The sequence below is a fragment of the Alcaligenes ammonioxydans genome (genome assembly GCF_019343455.1).
Lineage (GTDB): Bacteria > Pseudomonadota > Gammaproteobacteria > Burkholderiales > Burkholderiaceae_B > Alcaligenes > Alcaligenes ammonioxydans.
In genome coordinates, this window is the sequence record NZ_CP049362.1 from 896,033 (window position 1) to 914,159 (window position 18,127).

The window sequence follows — 18,127 nt, forward strand, 5'->3', positions numbered from 1 at the left end:
CTGTTTTCTTGCAACCTTAACTGGTTTTTTCTATGTACGACACCCCTGCCGTTTCCCTGGCTCATTTGCAGACGCTTAACAGTGCACAGACGATTGTTTTGACGGTGAACAAGCGTTATGCGCGTCGCCTGCTCGGGCACCTGTCGGCTCGTCTGGCCGGTGCCGGGGGAACAGTGGCGGTACCGGAAATTGTGCCCCTGGGCGCCTGGCTGGCACAGGCCAGTGATCAGCTGTGTTTTTCCGAACAGTGGCAGCCTGCGGCGCACCAGATGGATCGCTTCGCTGCCTTGCAGCGATGGGAGCACAGCATCGAGCAGTGCGAGGAAGAGGGCTATTTTCTGGATGTGGGCCAGGCAGCGCGGCTGGCGTGCGAGGCCGACACCTTGCTGGATGAATGGAATATCGAGCTCAAGCCCGGCGAAGCCAGTGTGGACTTCGAACGCTTCATGCAGTGGCGCGCTCACTATCGGCAAAGCCTGGCGCAGGCGGATCTGGATGACGCCAATCTGGCTGCGCAACGCGTCTTGGCCGCCGTGCAGGCCGGCGCCTTGCATATTCGTCATCGCCATATGGTGCTGCACGGTTTTCACGAGTACTCGCCGCGTCTGCAAAGTCTGTTGAGCGGTTTGCAGCAATTGGGGGTCGAGATTTTGCGCCTGGAGCATGAAGAGCCTGTGGCCACGGAGGTCCATCGGGTGCAGGCGCAGGATGCGGATACCGAATGGCGTCTGGCGGTCCAGTGGGCGCGGCGCCAATTGGACGAGGACCCCAGTCGCACCGTGGCGATTGTGGCAGCGCAGCTGGAAACACAATTGCCACTGGTGCACAGGCTCTTGCGGCAGGCCATGCACACGGATCAGGGGGCCTTGCCCTATAACGTGGCCGCGGCCCGCTCCCTGGCCGATTGGCCGGTGGTGGCCGCGGCCCTGGCCTGGCTGCAAGCCTTGTTTACCCTGGCGACCCGGGGACAGGCGGAACCGGCGCTGCTCGGACAGGCGTTGCGTCTGGGCGCCTGTCAGGCGGAACAGTCCGAAGCGGGTGGCCGCGCCCGTATTGACAAGGCGTGGCGTGACAATCGCGTCACCCAGGTCAGTCGCACAGAGTTCGCTGACATGCTCAGCTTTCATACGCCCGAGCTGGCCCTGGCCTGGAACCGGGCCATGGATCGCTTTGCAGCGGTGTCCAGCGGCGCTCAAGGAGTGGATACCTGGGCCTCAATCATGCGTCAGTGTTTGGAAGCCCTGGGCTTTCCAGGAACCTCGATGCTGGATAGTGCTCAGTTCCAGACCTTGGAGGCTCTGGAGGCCTTGCTGCTGCAACTGGCGCAACAGGCACCTGTCCTGGGGTGTGTCAGTCCTCTGAAGGCGCAAAGCACGCTGGCCCGTATGGCCCGGGAAAATTTGTTTCAGCCGCAGCGCGACCCGCGCTCCCGACTGGACGTACTGGGTTTTCTGGAAGCAGAGGGCGGGCGTTGGGACGCTGTGTGGGTGCTGGGCCTGACCGACGATATTTTGCCTGCCGCCGTCAAACCGAATCCCTTGATTCCGGCTCAGGTTCTGCGTCGTGTACAAGCCCCCCGCAGTACGCCCGAGCGTGAGCTGGAGTGGGCTCGCTGGATATTGAGTGCATTGCTGCGCTGCGGAAAACAGGTGTTGTTAAGTGCCCCTTTGCATCAAGGTGAGCAGGCGCTGCGGCCCAGCCCCTTGATTATGCAGTGGCCCGTGCTGGACATGCCCTGGGCGGTGCAGGCAGGGTCCGCAGCCGCTCAAGAAGCGCTGCTCGACGAACAGGGGCCAGGCCTGCAACAGGAAGAACGCATACGGGGCGGGATCAGTGTGTTGGATACGCAGGCCCGCAATCCCTTATGGGCGTTTGTGAAGTTCCGTCTGCATGGACAGGCACTGCCGGATTACGCCCGTGTGGGCGATATGAATACACGCGGCATGTTTCTGCACCGTGCCGTTGAATTGTTTTGGCTGCGCGTGAAAGATCAGGACTGTTTGCATGAACTGATGGGCGGGGGGTCACTGCAGGACGTGGTGCAATCGTGCATCGATCAGGCCGCCCAGGAAGAACTGGCAGATTACGGTCCGGTACTGCGCAGTCTGGAGATGGAGCGCGGCCGTGCAGTCTTGTGCGAGTACGCGCATCAGGAAGCTCAGCGCCCCCCATTTGCGTTGGGCGCGACGGAGCACGAGTTGCGGTGGAGTCGGGGTCTGCTGAGCCTGAACCTGCGTCTGGACCGTCTGGATGATCTGGTCGGGGGTGAGCAGTTGCTGCTGGATTACAAAACCGGCATAGGCGAGCTGAGGCCGGACAAGGACTGGCTGCGGCCCAGACCAGTGAATCTGCAATTGCCGTTTTATGCCGCGGCTCTGCAAGACGAGGGGCGCACGGTCAGTGGGCTGGCTTTTGTGCGTCTGCACGCTCGTCAGGTAGGCTTGAGCGGCTTGGCTGCGCCCGGCATGGATATTGACGGCCTGACCGAACTGGAAAGCGCGCAGCAATGGACGGCGCAGATTGCACAGTGGAAGCAGGCGGTCGAAGGACTGGCTGATGAGTTCCTGCAAGGGCAGGCTGCCAATCGAATCTGGAACCGCAACGATTTGCTGTATTGCGATGTTCTGCCTTTTTTACGCTTGTTTCAGGAAGACCTCCAGGATAATGGAGGCGAGGTGTGATGCTGACAGTCCCTAGCGATAGTGCCGCCCGAGCCCGGGCCCTGGACCCCGACTCCTCTTTTCTGGTGCAGGCCCCGGCCGGTTCGGGCAAGACGGAGTTGCTGACCGACCGGATTCTGGCTTTGCTGGCGCGTGTGCAGCGGCCAGAAGAAATCGTGGCGATTACCTTTACCCGCAAAGCCGCTGCTGAAATGCATGCGCGCGTGCTGGAGAAGCTGGCCGCAGCCCATCAGGAACGACCGTCCGAGCCCTACCGGGTACGCAGTTGGGAACTGGCGCGTGCCGCCATGCAGCGCAATCAGGAGCAGCAATGGGATTTGCTCGCGTATCCGGCGCGTTTAAGCATTCGCACCATCGACTCACTGTGTGCTCATCTGGTGCGCGCCATGCCCTGGATTACGGGGCTGGGCGGCGTGCCGGCCATCACGGACAAGGCCCAAGAGCATTACGAAGCAGCCGCCTGGGCCACGCTTGAAATGGCTGAGAGCGTGCCCAGCGTGGCCCGTTTCCTGGAACATATGGATGTGAATCTGCTGCAGGCGCAAGCCTTGTTGGCGAGCATGTTGGCCAGCCGGGATCAGTGGCTGCCGGCCGTAGGGCAGGGTGGCGATGTGGCCTTTTTGCAGGACAGCTTGCGCGAAGTGGTGGAGCAGCAGTTGCAGCAGTTAAGCGACGCTTTGCCGCCGGGCTGGGCGCAGACACTGGCACCTGTGGCCTGCTTTGCAGCCTCGAATCTGGAGGCGGGCGATGTGTTGGCCCTGGCCGATTGGCAAGGCGATCCGCTGGCCCCGGTCATGGAGGACGTGCCGCGCTGGCGGGGATTGGCTGCCTTGTTGCTGACCGAGACGGGGAGCTTGCGCAAAAGCCTGACAGTGCGCAACGGCTTCCCACCCAAAACCGCACAAAAAGAAATCCTGACGGAATGGTTGGGCAATTGTCTGGGCACCGAACCCTGGATAGCCCGTTTGGCCAGTGCGCGGCTTTTGCCCGAACAGTATTCTGCTCAACAGCAAGAGGTTCTTGCCAATCTGATACAGGTCCTGTGGTTGGCTGCGGCGCAGTTGAAACTGCGTTTTGCGGAAAAAGCTGAGGTCGATTTCACCGAAATTGCGCAACGTGCCTTGCAAGCCCTGGGCGACGCCGACGAGCCGGGCGAGCTGCTGTTGCGGATGGACCGATCCATACGTCATTTGCTGGTGGACGAGTTTCAGGACACCAGCCAGTCCCAGGTACAGTTGCTGGAGCGTCTGACCAGTGGCTGGGAGCCGGGCGACGGACGCAGCCTGTTTCTGGTGGGCGATCCCATGCAGTCCATTTACCGTTTCCGCAAAGCGGAAGTCGGTTTGTTCCTGCAAGTCTGGCAAGCTCGACGACTGGGCGAGGTTGAGCTGGAACCACTGAATCTGAGCAACAACTTCCGTTCGCATCCGCGCTTGGTGGAATGGGTGAACCAGGTGGGGGCGCAACTGTTTCCGGCTCGCCCCGACCCGGATTTGGGGATGGTCACTTACGAACACTCGACGGCTTTCAAACCTGATATACCCGAGTGGGCTGTGCATTTTCACCCCTGCTGGCACTTTCGCGTTGCGCGGGGTGAGGATGCCATGCCGTCTCAGCAGGCGGCTCAAGAGCGTGCGGTACAAGAGGCCGTTCAGTGTGCCGCGCAGGCCCTGGAACGCTACCAGGATAGCGAGCATCCGGTGGCCATTTTGGTGCGGGCACGCTCACATTTGCACGGCCTGGTGCGCAAGCTGGGGGAGCAGGGCATTCCCTGTCGTGCCGTGGAGCTGGAGCCTTTGCAACAGCGCCCCGTGGTGGCGGACCTGGTGCAATTGGTGCGTGCCTTGGCACATCCGGCCGATCGCCTGGCCTGGCTATCCGTCTTGCGCTCGCCGCTGATCGGCTTGCGTCTGGAGAGTTTGCATCGCCTGTGTGCGCTGTATCCCACGCAGACCTTGGCAGAGCTGAGTTCTGGCCTCAGTGCCAGCCCCGTCATGCACGGTGAGCTCCAGCAGGCCCAGGCGCAAACGGGTCGACAGGAGCTCCCATCTGACGGCGGTAACGCTGTTACTGCCCGCCCGGAGCGTTTTTCTCATCCTTCACGTTTTCAGGACTGGGACGCGGACGAGCGTGCGCGTCTTTTATTTGCCTGCCAGATCTTGCTGGACAGGGGCAATCGCAGTGGCTTGATGCCCTTTGCGGCTTGGGTGCAGGAATGCTGGACGCGTCTGGGCGGGCCGCAAGTCTATCCAAGTCTGGCCGATCAGGCCGACGCTGAGCAAGTGTTGCGTTTGCTGGAAGAGCTGTGCCCTTATGGCCCGCCCGATCAGCAGCAGTTTCAGGCCCGTGTCGAGTCGTTGTACGCCACCCCACAAGGCACGGGTAAGGCAGTGGAGGTGATGACGATTCACAAATCCAAGGGTCTGGAGTTTGAAACAGTGATCTTGTTTGGGCTGCACAAGCAGTCGGCCAACGATTCCGAACCCTTGATTCGCCTCGAACACAGTGCCGACCGTCTGATCTTGGGGCCTATCAGCCACAAGGGCAGCGAGCAGCGCGATCCCGTGTCTCAATTTCTGGCCGCGCGAGAGCGTATACGGGCCGAGCAGGAAAGTCATCGCCTCCTGTATGTGGCGCTGACACGCGCCCGTCAAGAGCTGCATTTATTTGGTGAGCTGAGCATTACCCAGGACAAGGGGCTGCGTGAACCGGATGGCCGCTCTTTGCTCAGTCGCCTCTGGCCTGTGCTGCAGCAGCCGCAGGCTCCTGTGTGGCAAGCCGAGCAGGGCAGCCAGCACGAGGAGCCCGGGCAAGGCCCTGCTGCACTCTTGCAGCGTGTGGTGAGCCTGCCCGCCGCGCCGCCCGAGCAGTTGCAGACTGCCAGTTCGTCATATCAAAGCTGGCAGTGGTCTCTGGATACGACTCATGAAAAAGCCATTGGTACGGTTGCCCACGACTGGCTGGAAAAGCTGGGCCGTGAAGGTCTGGACCCGTGGCCGGTAGAACGTTTGCAGCAAAGCCGCACAGTGATGCGTCGGCAGTTGTTGCGGGCCGGGGTGCCTTCGACCTATCTGGATGAGGCTGCCCAATCTCTGTTTGAAGCGATTATCGCAACGGTACAAACCGAGCGTGGCCGCTGGTTGCTGGGTGTCAGCCGGGCTTACCGGGAATGGTCCTTGCTGGACGTCAGTGGCCGGGTGTCGATTATCGACTTGGCCATCTCGCAGGAGGATCACTGGCTGGTGGTGGATTACAAGACCGGGCGACCTGCCGAGCATGAAAGCCTGGACGATTTCAAGGCCCGGATGCTGGATCGCTATGCACCACAATTGCAGCGTTATTGCGAACAGGTGCAGGCCCTGGACGGGCGTCCCGCGCAGGCTGCGCTTTATTTCCCGCGGGCTGATCTGTGGCTGCCATATTAATGCTACACTACTTGTCGGCGGGCCCCTCCGCATGGTTCGGCGGTGAATCTGGTCAGGTCGGGAACGAAGCAGCCACAGCCGTGCAGAATCAGTGCCGGAGTCAGGCTCGCCACTTCATTTGCTTGTCGGGTTACACGCGCCCGGTCTATCTGCTTCCCTTCAGCACCGAATCCGGTACACTTTTCCTTTCGCTTATTTGTATTGATGGTTCACGCCGTCCGGAATTCGCATGACCTATCTCGTTCTGGCCCGCAAGTGGCGCCCTCGTTCCTTTGACACCCTGGTGGGTCAGGACCACGTGGTGCGCGCCTTGACCCATGCCCTGGATACCCAGCGCCTGCACCACGCCTGGCTGTTTACGGGCACACGCGGTGTGGGCAAGACCACCTTGTCGCGCATTCTGGCCAAGTCGCTCAATTGCGAAACCGGCATTACCTCCAAGCCTTGCGGCGTGTGCCGCGCTTGTACCGAGATTGATGCTGGCCGCTTTATTGATTACGTGGAGCTGGATGCGGCGTCCAACCGGGGCGTGGAAGAGATGACCCAGTTGCTGGAGCAGGCGGTCTACGCCCCCAGCTCGGGTCGTTACAAGGTCTACATGATTGACGAAGTTCACATGCTGACCGGGCACGCCTTTAACGCCATGCTCAAGACGCTGGAAGAACCACCTGCGCACGTCAAGTTCATTCTGGCCACGACGGACCCACAAAAAATTCCGGTCACGGTCTTGTCGCGCTGTTTGCAATTTAATCTGAAGCAGATGACCGTGCCTGCGATTGTGGGGCATTTGCAGGACATTCTGACTCAAGAGGGCATGCAGTTCGAGCTGCCTGCCTTGCGTTTGCTGGCTCAGGCTGCCGATGGGTCCATGCGCGATGCCTTGTCGCTCAGTGATCAGGCCATTGCCTACAGTGCGGGCGACCTTAGCGCTCAGGCTGTACAAGCCATGTTGGGCACGATTGATCAACGCCATCTGGCGCAATTGTTGCAAGCGCTGATTGCTTACGATGCGCAGGCCATCCTGGCTGTGGCCGATGATCTGGCATTGCGTGGTTTGTCGTATGCCGGGGCTCTGGCTGATCTGGCTACCTTGTTGTCCCGTATCGCCATCGAGCAGCGCATCCCCGGTACCATTTCTGATGATGACCCCTTGGCAGAAGCCGTGCGGCAATTGGCGCCCATGCTCTCGCCCGATCATGTGCAGCTGTTTTATTCGGTCGCCGTGCACAGCCGTCAGGAATTGTCCCTCGCTCCGGATGAGTACGCCGGTTTTGTGATGGCGTGTCTGCGCATGCTGGCCCTGTTGCCCGAGCCTGTGTCGGCGCATGTGCCTCCCCCGGCAGGGCCGTCCGGTGAGGGGGCTGTTGCGAGCCAGGCTACTTCTGTTTCTGAAACGGGGCCGTCCGCTTCAGGGATGGAGACAGCTTCGGCTGTCTCTGGCGCGGTGGCCGTTTCTGCTGCGTCGGTACAGCAAGCCACGCAAGGCCTTCAGACAGAAACGCAAACGGCACGAACGACCCATACGTCCGCCGATTCCCAGGCGCGGTCTCATCAACCACAGGTGTCGGCTTCTGCCGGAACTCCTGCTGCTGATCCCGTCAGTGCTCACGCGGCTCAGTCTGCTCCCGTCGCAGAATCGGTTTCTGCAGACGACGATTTCGTACCGGCTTGGGAGGAGATGCCCGGGTCTGCAGCAGCAATGGCCTCTCAGGATTCGGGACTGTCCGCCGCGCAGGATGCTGGTGCTGACGAACAAGGGGTGACCAATCAGCCGTCATCCGTTGCGAGCGTCGCGGTAGGTGGTAGTGCAGAGGAGTCCGCCTCCGCCGTGTCAGCTTCCACCGCCCCTGAACCGGGTATATCAGTTCAAACAGAGTCCGACGCCGGGCCCTCCAAGGTCCCCGGCAAGAGCGGCGCTCAAGCTTTGATGTCATCGCAGGCGGCCGCCCATGTGCAAGCTGTGGCACAGCCCCCCGCGCCGGCGTCCTCCCTGCAGGACGGTCTGCAAGAGCCCGCCTGGTTGTCCGAGGGCATGGACGAAGAATTCGAGAATTATCAGCCGTTGGATATGGACGCGGCTCTTGCCGAAGAAGAGGGCGATGTGCCTTCGGTGTCCATGTCTGATCGCTTCATGCCGGATACCGAGCTGGGCCTGCCGGTGCCGCACAGTGGCTCGGACAGCCCGCGCGCGGTCCGTTTGGGCGGCATGAAACCGGAAACCTGGCCCGACGTGGCAACCAGCTTGCCCTTGAGTGGCTGGGCTGCCGAGCTTGCCCGTCAAAGCGAATGGCTGGGGGTGAAAGGGCAGGAAATCCACTTGCGTGCCAAAATCAAGGCCACTGAAGGCAGCCAGGGCAAGGCGCGTTTGCGCACAGTATTGTCGGAATACTTTTCCCAGTCCATTCAGTTGGTGATCGAATACGGGGATACGGGCGATGCGACCGCGCATGCCGTTGAGCAGGCCAAGCTGGCCGAGCGCCAGCGACAGGCCGAAGAGCAGGTTGCCCGGGACCCCTTTGTCTTGAGCCTGATCCAGGACTTTGATGCCAGTGTCAAAGCCGGATCGATCAAGGCCACTCCTTTGGTTCGGGCCGCCTGAAAGGCCCCTTGTCAATTTCTATCAATCAGGAAAACCAAACCATGATGAAAGGTCAGATTGCCGGCTTGATGCGCCAGGCGCAGCAAATGCAGGAAAACATGAAAAAGGCCCAGGAAGCCTTGGCCGATATCGAGGTCGAGGGCGTTTCCGGGGGTGGTCTGGTCAAGGTCACCATGAACTGCCGCCATGATGTGCGCCGTGTCTCCATTGATCCCAGCCTGCTGGAAGACGATAAAGAGATGCTGGAGGATTTGATTGCTGCTGCCTTTAACGATGCACAGCGCAAAGCCGAGGCCACCTCGCAGGAAAAAATGGCGGGCGTGACCGCTGGCCTGCCACTGCCTCCCGGTATGAAGTTTCCGTTCTGATGAACGAACCGCAGATCGCAGAGCCCGAACCTCTTCGGGCTCTGATCCAGGCTCTGCGTCGGCTACCCGGTGTGGGCGAGCGTAGCGCTCGCCGCATGGCCTACCATTTGTTGCAACACGATCTGGTAGGTGCCGACCAATTGAGCCGTGCGCTTGAACATGCCACGACAGCACTGCAGCACTGCCAGCGCTGCAATGGTTTCACCGTCCAGCCCATTTGTGAGACCTGTGCCAATCCCCGCCGTGATCCGGCGTTGTTGTGTGTGGTGGAGACCCCTGCCGATCAAAACATGATCGAGGCTACGCATGGCTATCGAGGCCTTTACTATGTCCTGATGGGGCGCTTGACGCCGCTGGAAGGCATAGGCCCGGACGCCTTGCAATTTGACCGCTTGCTAGAGCGAGCCGGTGATGGCCAGGTGCAGGAAGTGATACTAGCGACCAATTTCACCGCAGAGGGCGAAACCACTGCCCACCATCTGGCGGAGATGCTGACCAGCCAAGGTTTGAAAGTGACTCGTCTGGCCCGCGGTGTGCCAGCCGGAAGCGAGCTGGAATATGTGGACCCCAGCACCATTGCCTGGGCCTTGATGGAGCGTCGTGCCACTTGAACAGGTTTGACCGCGTAGCGGACAAGGGGGGTATCCCCCTTTTGTTTTTAGTATAAGTATCAAGCCTAAATAGTTAATGACCAACAACAAGAAGGGGATTGCCATGAAACTGACACGTCGTCATGCACTCAAACTGGTTGGAGCATCGGGGCTGGCCCTGTCGTTGCCGACGCTGGCCCGTGCACAGGAAGTGGAAAAAAAGAACATCACGATTGCCGTCGGTGGCAAGGCGCTGATTTATTACCTGCCTTTGTCCATTGCCGAGATCAATGGCTACTTCGAGGACGAAGGCCTTAAAGTCAAAGTGGCAGACTTTGCGGGTGGCTCCAAGGCTCTGCAGGCCGTAGTGGGTGGCAGTGCAGATGTGGTGTCCGGTGCGTTTGAACACACCATCAATCTGCAGTCCAAAGGCCAGTTCTACCGTGCCTTTGTGCAGCAGGGGCGCGCTCCCGCCATTGTTCTGGCTGTATCCAACAAAACGATGCCAGACTATAAGTCGCCGGCTGATTTGAAGGGCAAGAAAATCGGTGTCACCGCGCCGGGCTCCTCGACCAATATGATGGTCAATTTTTATCTGGAGCAAAACGGACTCAAGCCCTCGGATGTGTCCTTTATCGGTGTGGGCGCTGGCGCCGGTGCCGTTACCGCCATGCGTACGGGTCAGATCGATGCCATGGCCAATCTGGACCCCGTCATCGGCACCTTGCTCAAGGAAAACGAAGTGCGTGTCATCGCTGACACCCGTACCGTTGCCGATACCAAGGCCATTTTTGGCGGCAATATGCCCTCGGCCTGCTTGTACGCGTCGGAAGACTTCATCACTCAGAACCCGAAAACGGCCCAGGCTCTGGCCAATGCCATCGTGCGCGCCGACAAGTGGATCCAGGCCAATGATGCCGAAACCATTGCCAAGACGGTGCCCGCCTCCTATCTGTTGGGTGATGTGGAGCTGTACAAGCAGTGTCTGGATGCCAATAAGGAATCCCTCTCGCCCGATGGCCTGGTCGATGAAGACGGTCCTTCCACCGCCTTGAAGGCCCTGGCTGCGTTCGTGCCGAATCTGGACCCCGCCAAGATCGATATCAGCAAGATCTACACCAACGAATTTGCTGACAATGCCAACAAGAAGTACCCCAATGTCTGAAGCAGCACTTTCTTTAGAGAACATCAGCTGTGTGTTTGCATCCCGTGATGGCAAAGGTACATACACGGCTGTTCGTGACGCCAGCCTGAGCATTGCTCCAGGCGAGTTTGTCTCGGTGGTAGGCCCAACGGGCTGCGGCAAGTCCACGCTCCTAAACGTAGGGGCGGGCTTGCTGAGCCCTTCGTCGGGCGAAGTGCGCGTGTTCGGTAAACCTTTGCAAGGGGTGAATGAGCGTGCGGGCTATATGTTTCAGGGCGAAGCGCTGATGCCCTGGCGCAGTGCCGAGTCCAATGTAATGGCCGGACTGGAATTTGCCGGTGTTCCGCAAGATGAGGCCCGCGACCGTGCTCAGGTCTGGCTCAAGCGAGTGGGGCTGGGTGGCTTTGGTGATCGCTACCCGCATCAGATGTCCGGTGGTATGCGCAAACGCGTCATGCTGGCCCAGACCCTGATTCGGGACCCCGATATCATTTTGATGGACGAGCCGTTTTCGGCGCTCGACATCCAAACCCGCCAACTGATGGAAAACGAAGTGCTGGAGATCTGGATGGCGCAGCGTAAAGCGGTGCTGTTCATCACTCACGATCTGGACGAAGCCATTGCCATGAGTGATCGTGTGGTGGTGTTGTCGGCCGGGCCGGGCACGCATCCCATTGGCGAATTCCATGTCGATCTCCCACGTCCGCGTGACGTGGCCGAAGTGCGCAATGACCCCCGCTTTGTCGAATTGCATGCGGCGATCTGGGCCGTCTTGCGCGATGAGGTTCTCAAGGGTTATGCCCAGCAAAAGCGTGCCTGATATGTCTAAGTCCTTTACTCGATCCAAGCTGGCCCTGCGCGCTTGGCAAATCTCACTGCTCATCGTTATTTTGTTGGCCTGGCATTTTCTGACGCTGGACCCCAAAGTTGCGTTTTTCTTTGGTCAGCCACTGGAAGTGGTCAAGGTGATCTGGGCCTGGTTTGTCACCAACGGTGATATTTACCTGCACCTGGGCGTGACCTTGAGCGAAACCCTGCTGGCTTTTGCCATTGGCACGATTGCCGGCCTGGCATGCGGCTTGTGGCTGGGTCTGTCACCCCGTGCAGCAGCCTTGCTGGACCCCTACCTGACGGCTGCCAACTCCATGCCGCGCGTCATTCTGGCGCCGATTTTCGGCATGTGGTTCGGTCTGGGGATCTGGTCCAAAGTGGCTCTGGCGGTGACGCTGGTGTTCTTCATCGTGTTCTTCAACGTGTACCAGGGTGTGCGTGAAGTCAGCTCCACGCTGCTGGACAATGCCCGCATGCTGGGTGCCAGCCGTCGTCAGTTGCTGCGCCACGTCTATATTCCTTCGGCTACCAGCTGGGTGTTTTCCAGCTTGCACACCTCGGTCGGTCTGGCTTTTGTGGGGGCTGTGGTGGGTGAGTACCTGGGTTCAGCCAGTGGGGTCGGCTATCTGATCCTGCAGGCAGAGGGCACACTGGATGTGAATACGGTGTTTGCCGGTATTGTGGTGCTGACCGTTTTCGCGCTGATTCTGGATGGGCTGGTCAGCGTGTTTGAGGATCGCCTGCTGGCCTGGCGGCCTCAGGGTGGTGGCACAGAAAAGCTCTGAGCGTTATGTTGCCAGTCCCTTGATGGATGTGGCGCTCCGCAAAAAACGGCTCCTGAATCAGGAGCCGTTTTTTTATCAAGGATTCAGGCCGGCAAGTTGGCCAGGTCGATCAGACCGCCTGTGTCCGGATGTCAGACTGAGCAGTCAGGTCCGCTGGCGCGCCTGCTGAATCAGGCTGTCGAGTTTGATGCCATCGGCAGTGAACTGGCGGATCCCTTCCGCCAGCTTTTCAGTGGCCATGGCATCCTGGTTCAATTCCGTGCGGAAGGCAATTTCGTTGCTGGCACGCCATTCGGGGGCCACCGCCTTGGCACGCGCCACATCCAGTACGGCAGGAACCTCGCCTTGAGCCGCAGCGAGCTGACCCAGCAGCTCGGGGCTGATGGTCAGCAGGTCGCAGCCGGCCAATGCCTTGATCTGGCCGACGTTGCGAAAGCTGGCTCCCATGATTTCCGTGGGGATATCGTAGGTTTTATAGTATTCGTAGATGCCGCGCACTGAGCGTACGCCAGGGTCGTTTTCGCCTTGGTTGGCGCTTTCGTCCCAGTCCGGGCCGGCGGCTTTCTTGAACCAGTCGTAGATACGGCCCACAAAAGGCGAGATCAGGGTGACTTTGGCCTGGGCGCAGGCAATGGCTTGCGGCAGGCAGAACAAAAGAGTCAGGTTGCAGTGGATGCCTTCGGCCTGAAGCGCGCGGGCGGCCTGAATGCCTTCCCAGGTACTGGCCAGCTTGATCAGCACCCGTTCGCGCGGCACACCGGCTTTTTCGTACAGCTGGATGATGTGACGGGCGCGCTCGACACTGGCCAGGGCATCGAAAGACAGACGGGCATCGACTTCGGTGGAAACACGACCGGGCACAATGTCCAGAATCTGACGGCCAAAGGCAACCAGCAGCAGATCGCTGGTTTCAGCCAGACTGGCGTGGGGGTGGTCGGCGATGACGCGCTCGAGCAAAGGGCGGTAGGTCGCCTGCTGGACCGCCTTCAGAATCAGGGAAGGGTTGGTGGTCGCATCGGTGGGGCGATAGGCACGCATCGCCTCAAAATCGCCGGTATCGGCCACTACGGTTGTGCACTGGCGCAGAGAGTCAAGCTGAGTAGTCATGTCTGTTACTAGTCCATCGCAAAGCCATCAAACCAATCAACTACTGTAGTCGATTTTCCATGTTTTCGTGCCTGGTTTCAGCGTTATTACCGATAAACTACCGGAAAAACTTGGTTTGAGCGTATAATTAGAAGGTTTAATATTAATTTCAGAATCCGGGGTTTTTAACGTGCTGCCGTCTTTATTTCCTGAGGAGTCCCGCACTATCACTAGTGCCGTCCTAGCCCTGGCGGATGGAACCCTATTCAAAGGGGTGTCAATCGGTGCCGAGGGGCACTGTGTTGCTGAGATCGTTTTCAATACAGCCATGACGGGCTATCAGGAAATCCTGACAGACCCAAGCTACAGCGGTCAAATTGTTACGCTTACCTATCCGCACATCGGTAATACCGGTGTCAATCCCGAGGACTCCGAATCCACCAAAGCCCATGCTGCTGGGCTTGTTATTCGCGATTGTCCCGCCCGCCTGTCCAACTTCCGCTCCACCCAGTCCTTGCCCGACTACCTGAAAGCTCAGGGCGTTGTGGCCATCTCCGGTATCGATACCCGCAAGCTGACCCGCATCCTGCGCGAGAAAGGCTCCATGGGTGCCTGCATCCTGGTCGGTGACGATACCGAGCGCGCTTTGGAACTGGCTCGTTCTTTCCCTGGCCTGAAAGGTCAGGATCTGGCCAAGGTTGTGTCCACGGACAAGCCCTACAACTGGACTGAAGGTTCCTGGGAACTGGGCCAGGGTTTCTCCAAGCCTGAAGGCAGCCGCTTTCACGTCGTGGCGTACGACTTCGGCGTCAAGGCCAACATCCTGCGCCTGATGGCCGACCGTGGCTGCAAAGTGACGGTAGTGCCTGCCCAGACTCCCCTGGCCGACGTATTGGCGTACGAACCCGATGGCGTGTTCCTGTCCAACGGCCCGGGCGACCCAGAGCCTTGTGATTACGCAATCGAAGCGTGCAAGGGCTTGCTGGAGCGCAAGTTGCCTGTGTTTGGTATTTGCCTGGGTCATCAGATCCTGGGTCTGGCCGTCGGTGCCCAGACCTTGAAGATGAAAAACGGCCACCACGGTGCCAACCATCCTGTGCAGGAGCTGGCCAGCGGCCGCGTGTTCATCACCAGCCAGAACCACGGTTTTGCGGTGGATGCCACTACGCTGCCTGCCAATGCCAAGGTCACGCACATCTCTTTGTTCGACCAGAGCCTGCAAGGTTTCGAGTTGACGGATCGCCCCGCGTTTTGCTTCCAGGGTCACCCTGAAGCCACTCCCGGCCCGCGCGATATTGCCTCGCTGTTCGACAAATTCATCAGCCTGATGGCTGCTCACCAGGCCAATAAATAAATCGCACTATGCCAAAGCGTTCAGACTTAAAAAGCATTCTTATCATTGGCGCCGGCCCGATCATCATTGGTCAGGCCTGCGAATTCGACTACTCGGGCGCCCAGGCGTGTAAGGCCCTGAAGGCCGAGGGTTACCGGACCGTGCTGGTCAACAGCAACCCGGCCACCATCATGACGGACCCGGATACGGCCGACGTCACCTACATCGAGCCCATCACCTGGCAAGCGGTAGAGAAGATCATTGAAAAAGAGCGTCCCGATGCGCTCTTGCCCACCATGGGCGGTCAGACTGCGCTGAACTGCGCCCTGGACCTGGCCAAACATGGTGTGTTGGAAAAATTCGGTGTCGAGCTGATCGGCGCCAATGCCGCTGCAATCGAAAAAGCCGAAGACCGCCTGAAATTCAAGGACGCCATGACCTCCATCGGTCTGGAGTCCGCCAAGTCCGGTGTGGCTCACAGCATGGACGAGGCCTGGGCGGTGCAAAAGCGCATTGCCGAGGAAATCGGTACCGCCGGCTTCCCCGTGGTCATTCGCCCCAGCTTCACGTTGGGCGGCACCGGCGGGGGCATTGCCTATAACCCTGAAGAATTTGAAACGATCTGCCGTCGTGGTCTGGAAGCATCGCCTACCAAGGAACTGCTGATTGAAGAATCCCTGCTGGGCTGGAAAGAGTTTGAAATGGAAGTGGTGCGTGACCGCGCCGACAACTGCATCATTGTGTGCTCCATTGAAAACCTGGACCCCATGGGTGTTCACACCGGCGACTCCATCACGGTGGCGCCTGCCCAAACCCTGACCGACCGCGAATACCAGATCATGCGGAATGCATCGATCGCTGTGTTGCGTGAAATCGGTGTGGATACCGGTGGCTCGAACGTGCAGTTTGCGGTGAACCCCGATAACGGCCGCATGATCGTGATCGAGATGAATCCGCGCGTGTCCCGCTCTTCGGCGCTGGCTTCCAAGGCAACCGGTTTCCCGATTGCCAAGATAGCTGCGCGTCTGGCGGTGGGTTACACCCTGGACGAGTTGCTGAACGAAATCACCGGCGGTGCTACCCCTGCGTCGTTCGAGCCAACCATCGACTACGTGGTTACCAAAGTGCCACGTTTCGCCTTCGAGAAATTCCCTCAGGCCGACTCGCGTCTGACCACTCAAATGAAGTCCGTGGGTGAAGTGATGGCCATTGGCCGCACGTTCCAGGAGTCCTTCCAGAAAGCCCTGCGTGGCCTGGAAGTGGGTGTGGATGGCCTGAACCAGAAAACCACCGACCGCGAAAAACTGCAGGTCGAATTGGGCGAGCCTGGTCCAGAGCGTATCTGGTATGTGGGCGATGCTTTCGCTCAAGGTCTGAGCCTGGACGAGGTTCACAACCTCACCAAGATCGACCCCTGGTTCCTGGCCCAGATCAAAGAGATCGTGGACATCGAACTGGCGCTGGAACAAAAGACGCTGGCCGATCTGGACCGCGAGACGCTGTTCGGTCTGAAGCGCCGTGGTTTCTCCGACCGTCGTCTGGCCTTCCTGCTCGATACGGTGGAATCGGAAGTGCGCAAGTTGCGTCACCAGTTGAATGTGCGTCCTGTCTATAAGCGTGTGGACACCTGCGCGGCTGAATTTGCCACCGACACGGCCTATATGTACTCCACCTACGAGGAAGAGTGCGAGTCCAATCCGTCGGACAAGAAGAAGATCATTGTTCTGGGTGGCGGACCCAACCGTATTGGTCAGGGTATTGAGTTTGATTACTGCTGCGTGCATGCCGCCCTGGCTTTGCGCGAAGATGGTTACGAAACCATCATGGTCAACTGCAACCCCGAAACCGTTTCCACCGACTACGACACGTCCGACCGTCTGTACTTCGAGCCTCTGACGCTGGAGGACGTGCTGGAAATCGTTCACATCGAAAAACCGGTCGGCACCATTGTTCAGTACGGTGGTCAGACTCCCCTGAAGCTGGCGCGTGCGCTGGAGGCCAACGGCGTGCCCATTATCGGCACCAGCCCTGAATCCATTGACGTGGCCGAAGACCGTGAGCGCTTCCAAAAGCTCTTGAACAAGCTGGGCCTGCGTCAACCGCCAAACCGTACCGCCCGCACTGAAGGCGAAGCGATCGCTCTGGCGGCCGAGATCGGTTATCCGTTGGTGGTGCGCCCAAGCTACGTTCTGGGTGGCCGTGCCATGGAAATCGTGCACGAGCAGCAAGACCTGGAGCGCTACATGCGCGAAGCGGTCAAGGTCAGCAATGACTCGCCCGTGCTGCTGGATCACTTCCTGAACAATGCCACTGAAGTGGACGTGGACTGTCTGGCTGACGGCGAGCGCGTCTTTGTGGGCGGGGTGATGCAACACATTGAGCAGGCAGGTGTCCACTCCGGCGACTCTGCTTGCAGCTTGCCCCCATATTCGCTCAGCGATGAAACCGTTGCAGAAATCAAGCGCCAGACTGCCTTGATGGCCAAGGCTCTGAATGTGAAGGGCTTGATGAACGTGCAGTTCGCCATTCAGGACGGCGACGTCTACGTGCTGGAAGTGAACCCGCGTGCCTCGCGTACCGTGCCGTTCGTGTCCAAGGCTACCGGCTTGCAACTGGCCAAGATCGCAGCTCGTGCCATGGCCGGTCAGACGCTGGCCGAGCAGGGTATTACCGAAGAAATCACGCCTCCTTACTACAGTGTGAAAGAAGCGGTATTCCCCTTCGTGAAGTTCCCTGGCGTGGACACTATTCTGGGACCTGAAATGAAGTCCACCGGCGAAGTCATGGGGGTTGGTACCTCCTTTGCCGAGGCCTTTGTGAAGTCGCAGATGGCAGCCAGCGTGAATCTGCCTGACGGCGGTCTGGCGTTCATCAGTGTGCGCGCTCAGGACAAACCGCAAGCGGTTGAAGTGGCTCGCGGCTTGATCTCACTGGGCTTCAAGGTGGTGGCGACCCGTGGTACGGCCAGCGCCATCGAACAGGCTGGTCTGGCGGTTCAGGTGGTGAACAAGGTCACCGAGGGTCGTCCGCACATTGTGGATATGATCAAGAACGGGGAAGTTTCCCTGGTCATCAATACGGTTGAAGAGCGACGCAACGCCATTGTTGATTCGCGTACAATCCGTACACATGCCTTGGCTGCCAACTTGGCTTACTACACCACCATCGCGGGGGCTGTAGCGGCTGTGCAAGGCCTGCAGTATCTGCGTCATGGCGATGGCTTGAAGGTTTACGCGGTTCAAGAGCTGCACGCTCTGCTCGCGAAGCACTAAGTCGCTCCATGCT

Annotated in this window: 11 protein-coding genes and 1 other RNA gene; 11 read left to right on the top strand and 1 reads right to left on the bottom strand. The window is 59.4% G+C overall.

What is annotated here, in order from left to right:
* Positions 1-32: 32 nt before the first annotated feature.
* The 9 genes from FE795_RS04090 (at position 33) to FE795_RS04130 (ending at position 12,423) form a co-directional block, all read left to right on the top strand.
* Complete coding sequence (locus tag FE795_RS04090; RefSeq protein ID WP_219235739.1) at positions 33-2,681, top strand: hypothetical protein; 2,649 nt, start codon at positions 33-35, stop codon at positions 2,679-2,681.
* On the top strand, positions 2,681-6,106 hold the full coding sequence (locus FE795_RS04095) for a UvrD-helicase domain-containing protein (RefSeq protein WP_131071348.1): 3,426 nt from the start codon (positions 2,681-2,683) through the stop codon (positions 6,104-6,106). The genes FE795_RS04090 and FE795_RS04095 overlap by 1 nt, the downstream gene beginning before the upstream one ends.
* A gap of 16 nt (positions 6,107-6,122) precedes the next feature.
* Positions 6,123-6,220: signal recognition particle sRNA small type (ffs, locus tag FE795_RS04100), an RNA gene on the top strand.
* A gap of 115 nt (positions 6,221-6,335) precedes the next feature.
* Positions 6,336-8,705: a DNA polymerase III subunit gamma/tau gene (gene dnaX, locus FE795_RS04105; RefSeq protein ID WP_131071349.1), complete on the top strand. Its 2,370-nt coding sequence runs from the start codon at positions 6,336-6,338 to the stop codon at positions 8,703-8,705.
* A 41-nt stretch (positions 8,706-8,746) separates the two neighbouring features.
* Complete coding sequence (locus tag FE795_RS04110) at positions 8,747-9,073, top strand: YbaB/EbfC family nucleoid-associated protein (protein WP_003803398.1); 327 nt, start codon at positions 8,747-8,749, stop codon at positions 9,071-9,073.
* Positions 9,073-9,684 (top strand): recombination mediator RecR, encoded by a 612-nt coding sequence (recR, locus tag FE795_RS04115; protein WP_003803396.1) that lies wholly within the window; start codon positions 9,073-9,075, stop codon positions 9,682-9,684. The genes FE795_RS04110 and recR overlap by 1 nt, the downstream gene beginning before the upstream one ends.
* A gap of 103 nt (positions 9,685-9,787) precedes the next feature.
* Complete coding sequence (locus FE795_RS04120) at positions 9,788-10,828, top strand: ABC transporter substrate-binding protein (protein WP_131071350.1); 1,041 nt, start codon at positions 9,788-9,790, stop codon at positions 10,826-10,828.
* Positions 10,821-11,627, top strand: coding sequence for an ABC transporter ATP-binding protein (locus FE795_RS04125; protein WP_059318716.1), 807 nt, complete (start codon positions 10,821-10,823; stop codon positions 11,625-11,627). Before FE795_RS04120 ends, FE795_RS04125 begins: the two co-directional genes overlap by 8 nt.
* Before the next feature lies 1 nt (position 11,628).
* Positions 11,629-12,423 carry an ABC transporter permease gene (locus FE795_RS04130; RefSeq protein ID WP_003803390.1) on the top strand — a complete coding sequence of 265 codons (795 nt, stop codon included), beginning with the start codon at positions 11,629-11,631 and terminating at the stop codon, positions 12,421-12,423.
* A gap of 144 nt (positions 12,424-12,567) precedes the next feature.
* On the opposite strand, the gene tal is transcribed toward FE795_RS04130, so the two are convergent.
* Complete coding sequence (gene tal / locus FE795_RS04135; RefSeq protein ID WP_059318717.1) at positions 12,568-13,530, bottom strand: transaldolase; 963 nt, start codon at positions 13,528-13,530, stop codon at positions 12,568-12,570.
* A gap of 169 nt (positions 13,531-13,699) precedes the next feature.
* Between tal and carA the strand changes: the two genes are divergently transcribed.
* Entirely contained in the window at positions 13,700-14,863 is a 1,164-nt protein-coding gene (carA, locus tag FE795_RS04140; protein WP_039943727.1) for a glutamine-hydrolyzing carbamoyl-phosphate synthase small subunit, read from the top strand.
* 8 nt (positions 14,864-14,871) lie between these two features.
* Positions 14,872-18,114, top strand: coding sequence for a carbamoyl-phosphate synthase large subunit (gene carB / locus FE795_RS04145; protein WP_003803383.1), 3,243 nt, complete (start codon positions 14,872-14,874; stop codon positions 18,112-18,114).
* Positions 18,115-18,127 lie beyond the last annotated feature (13 nt).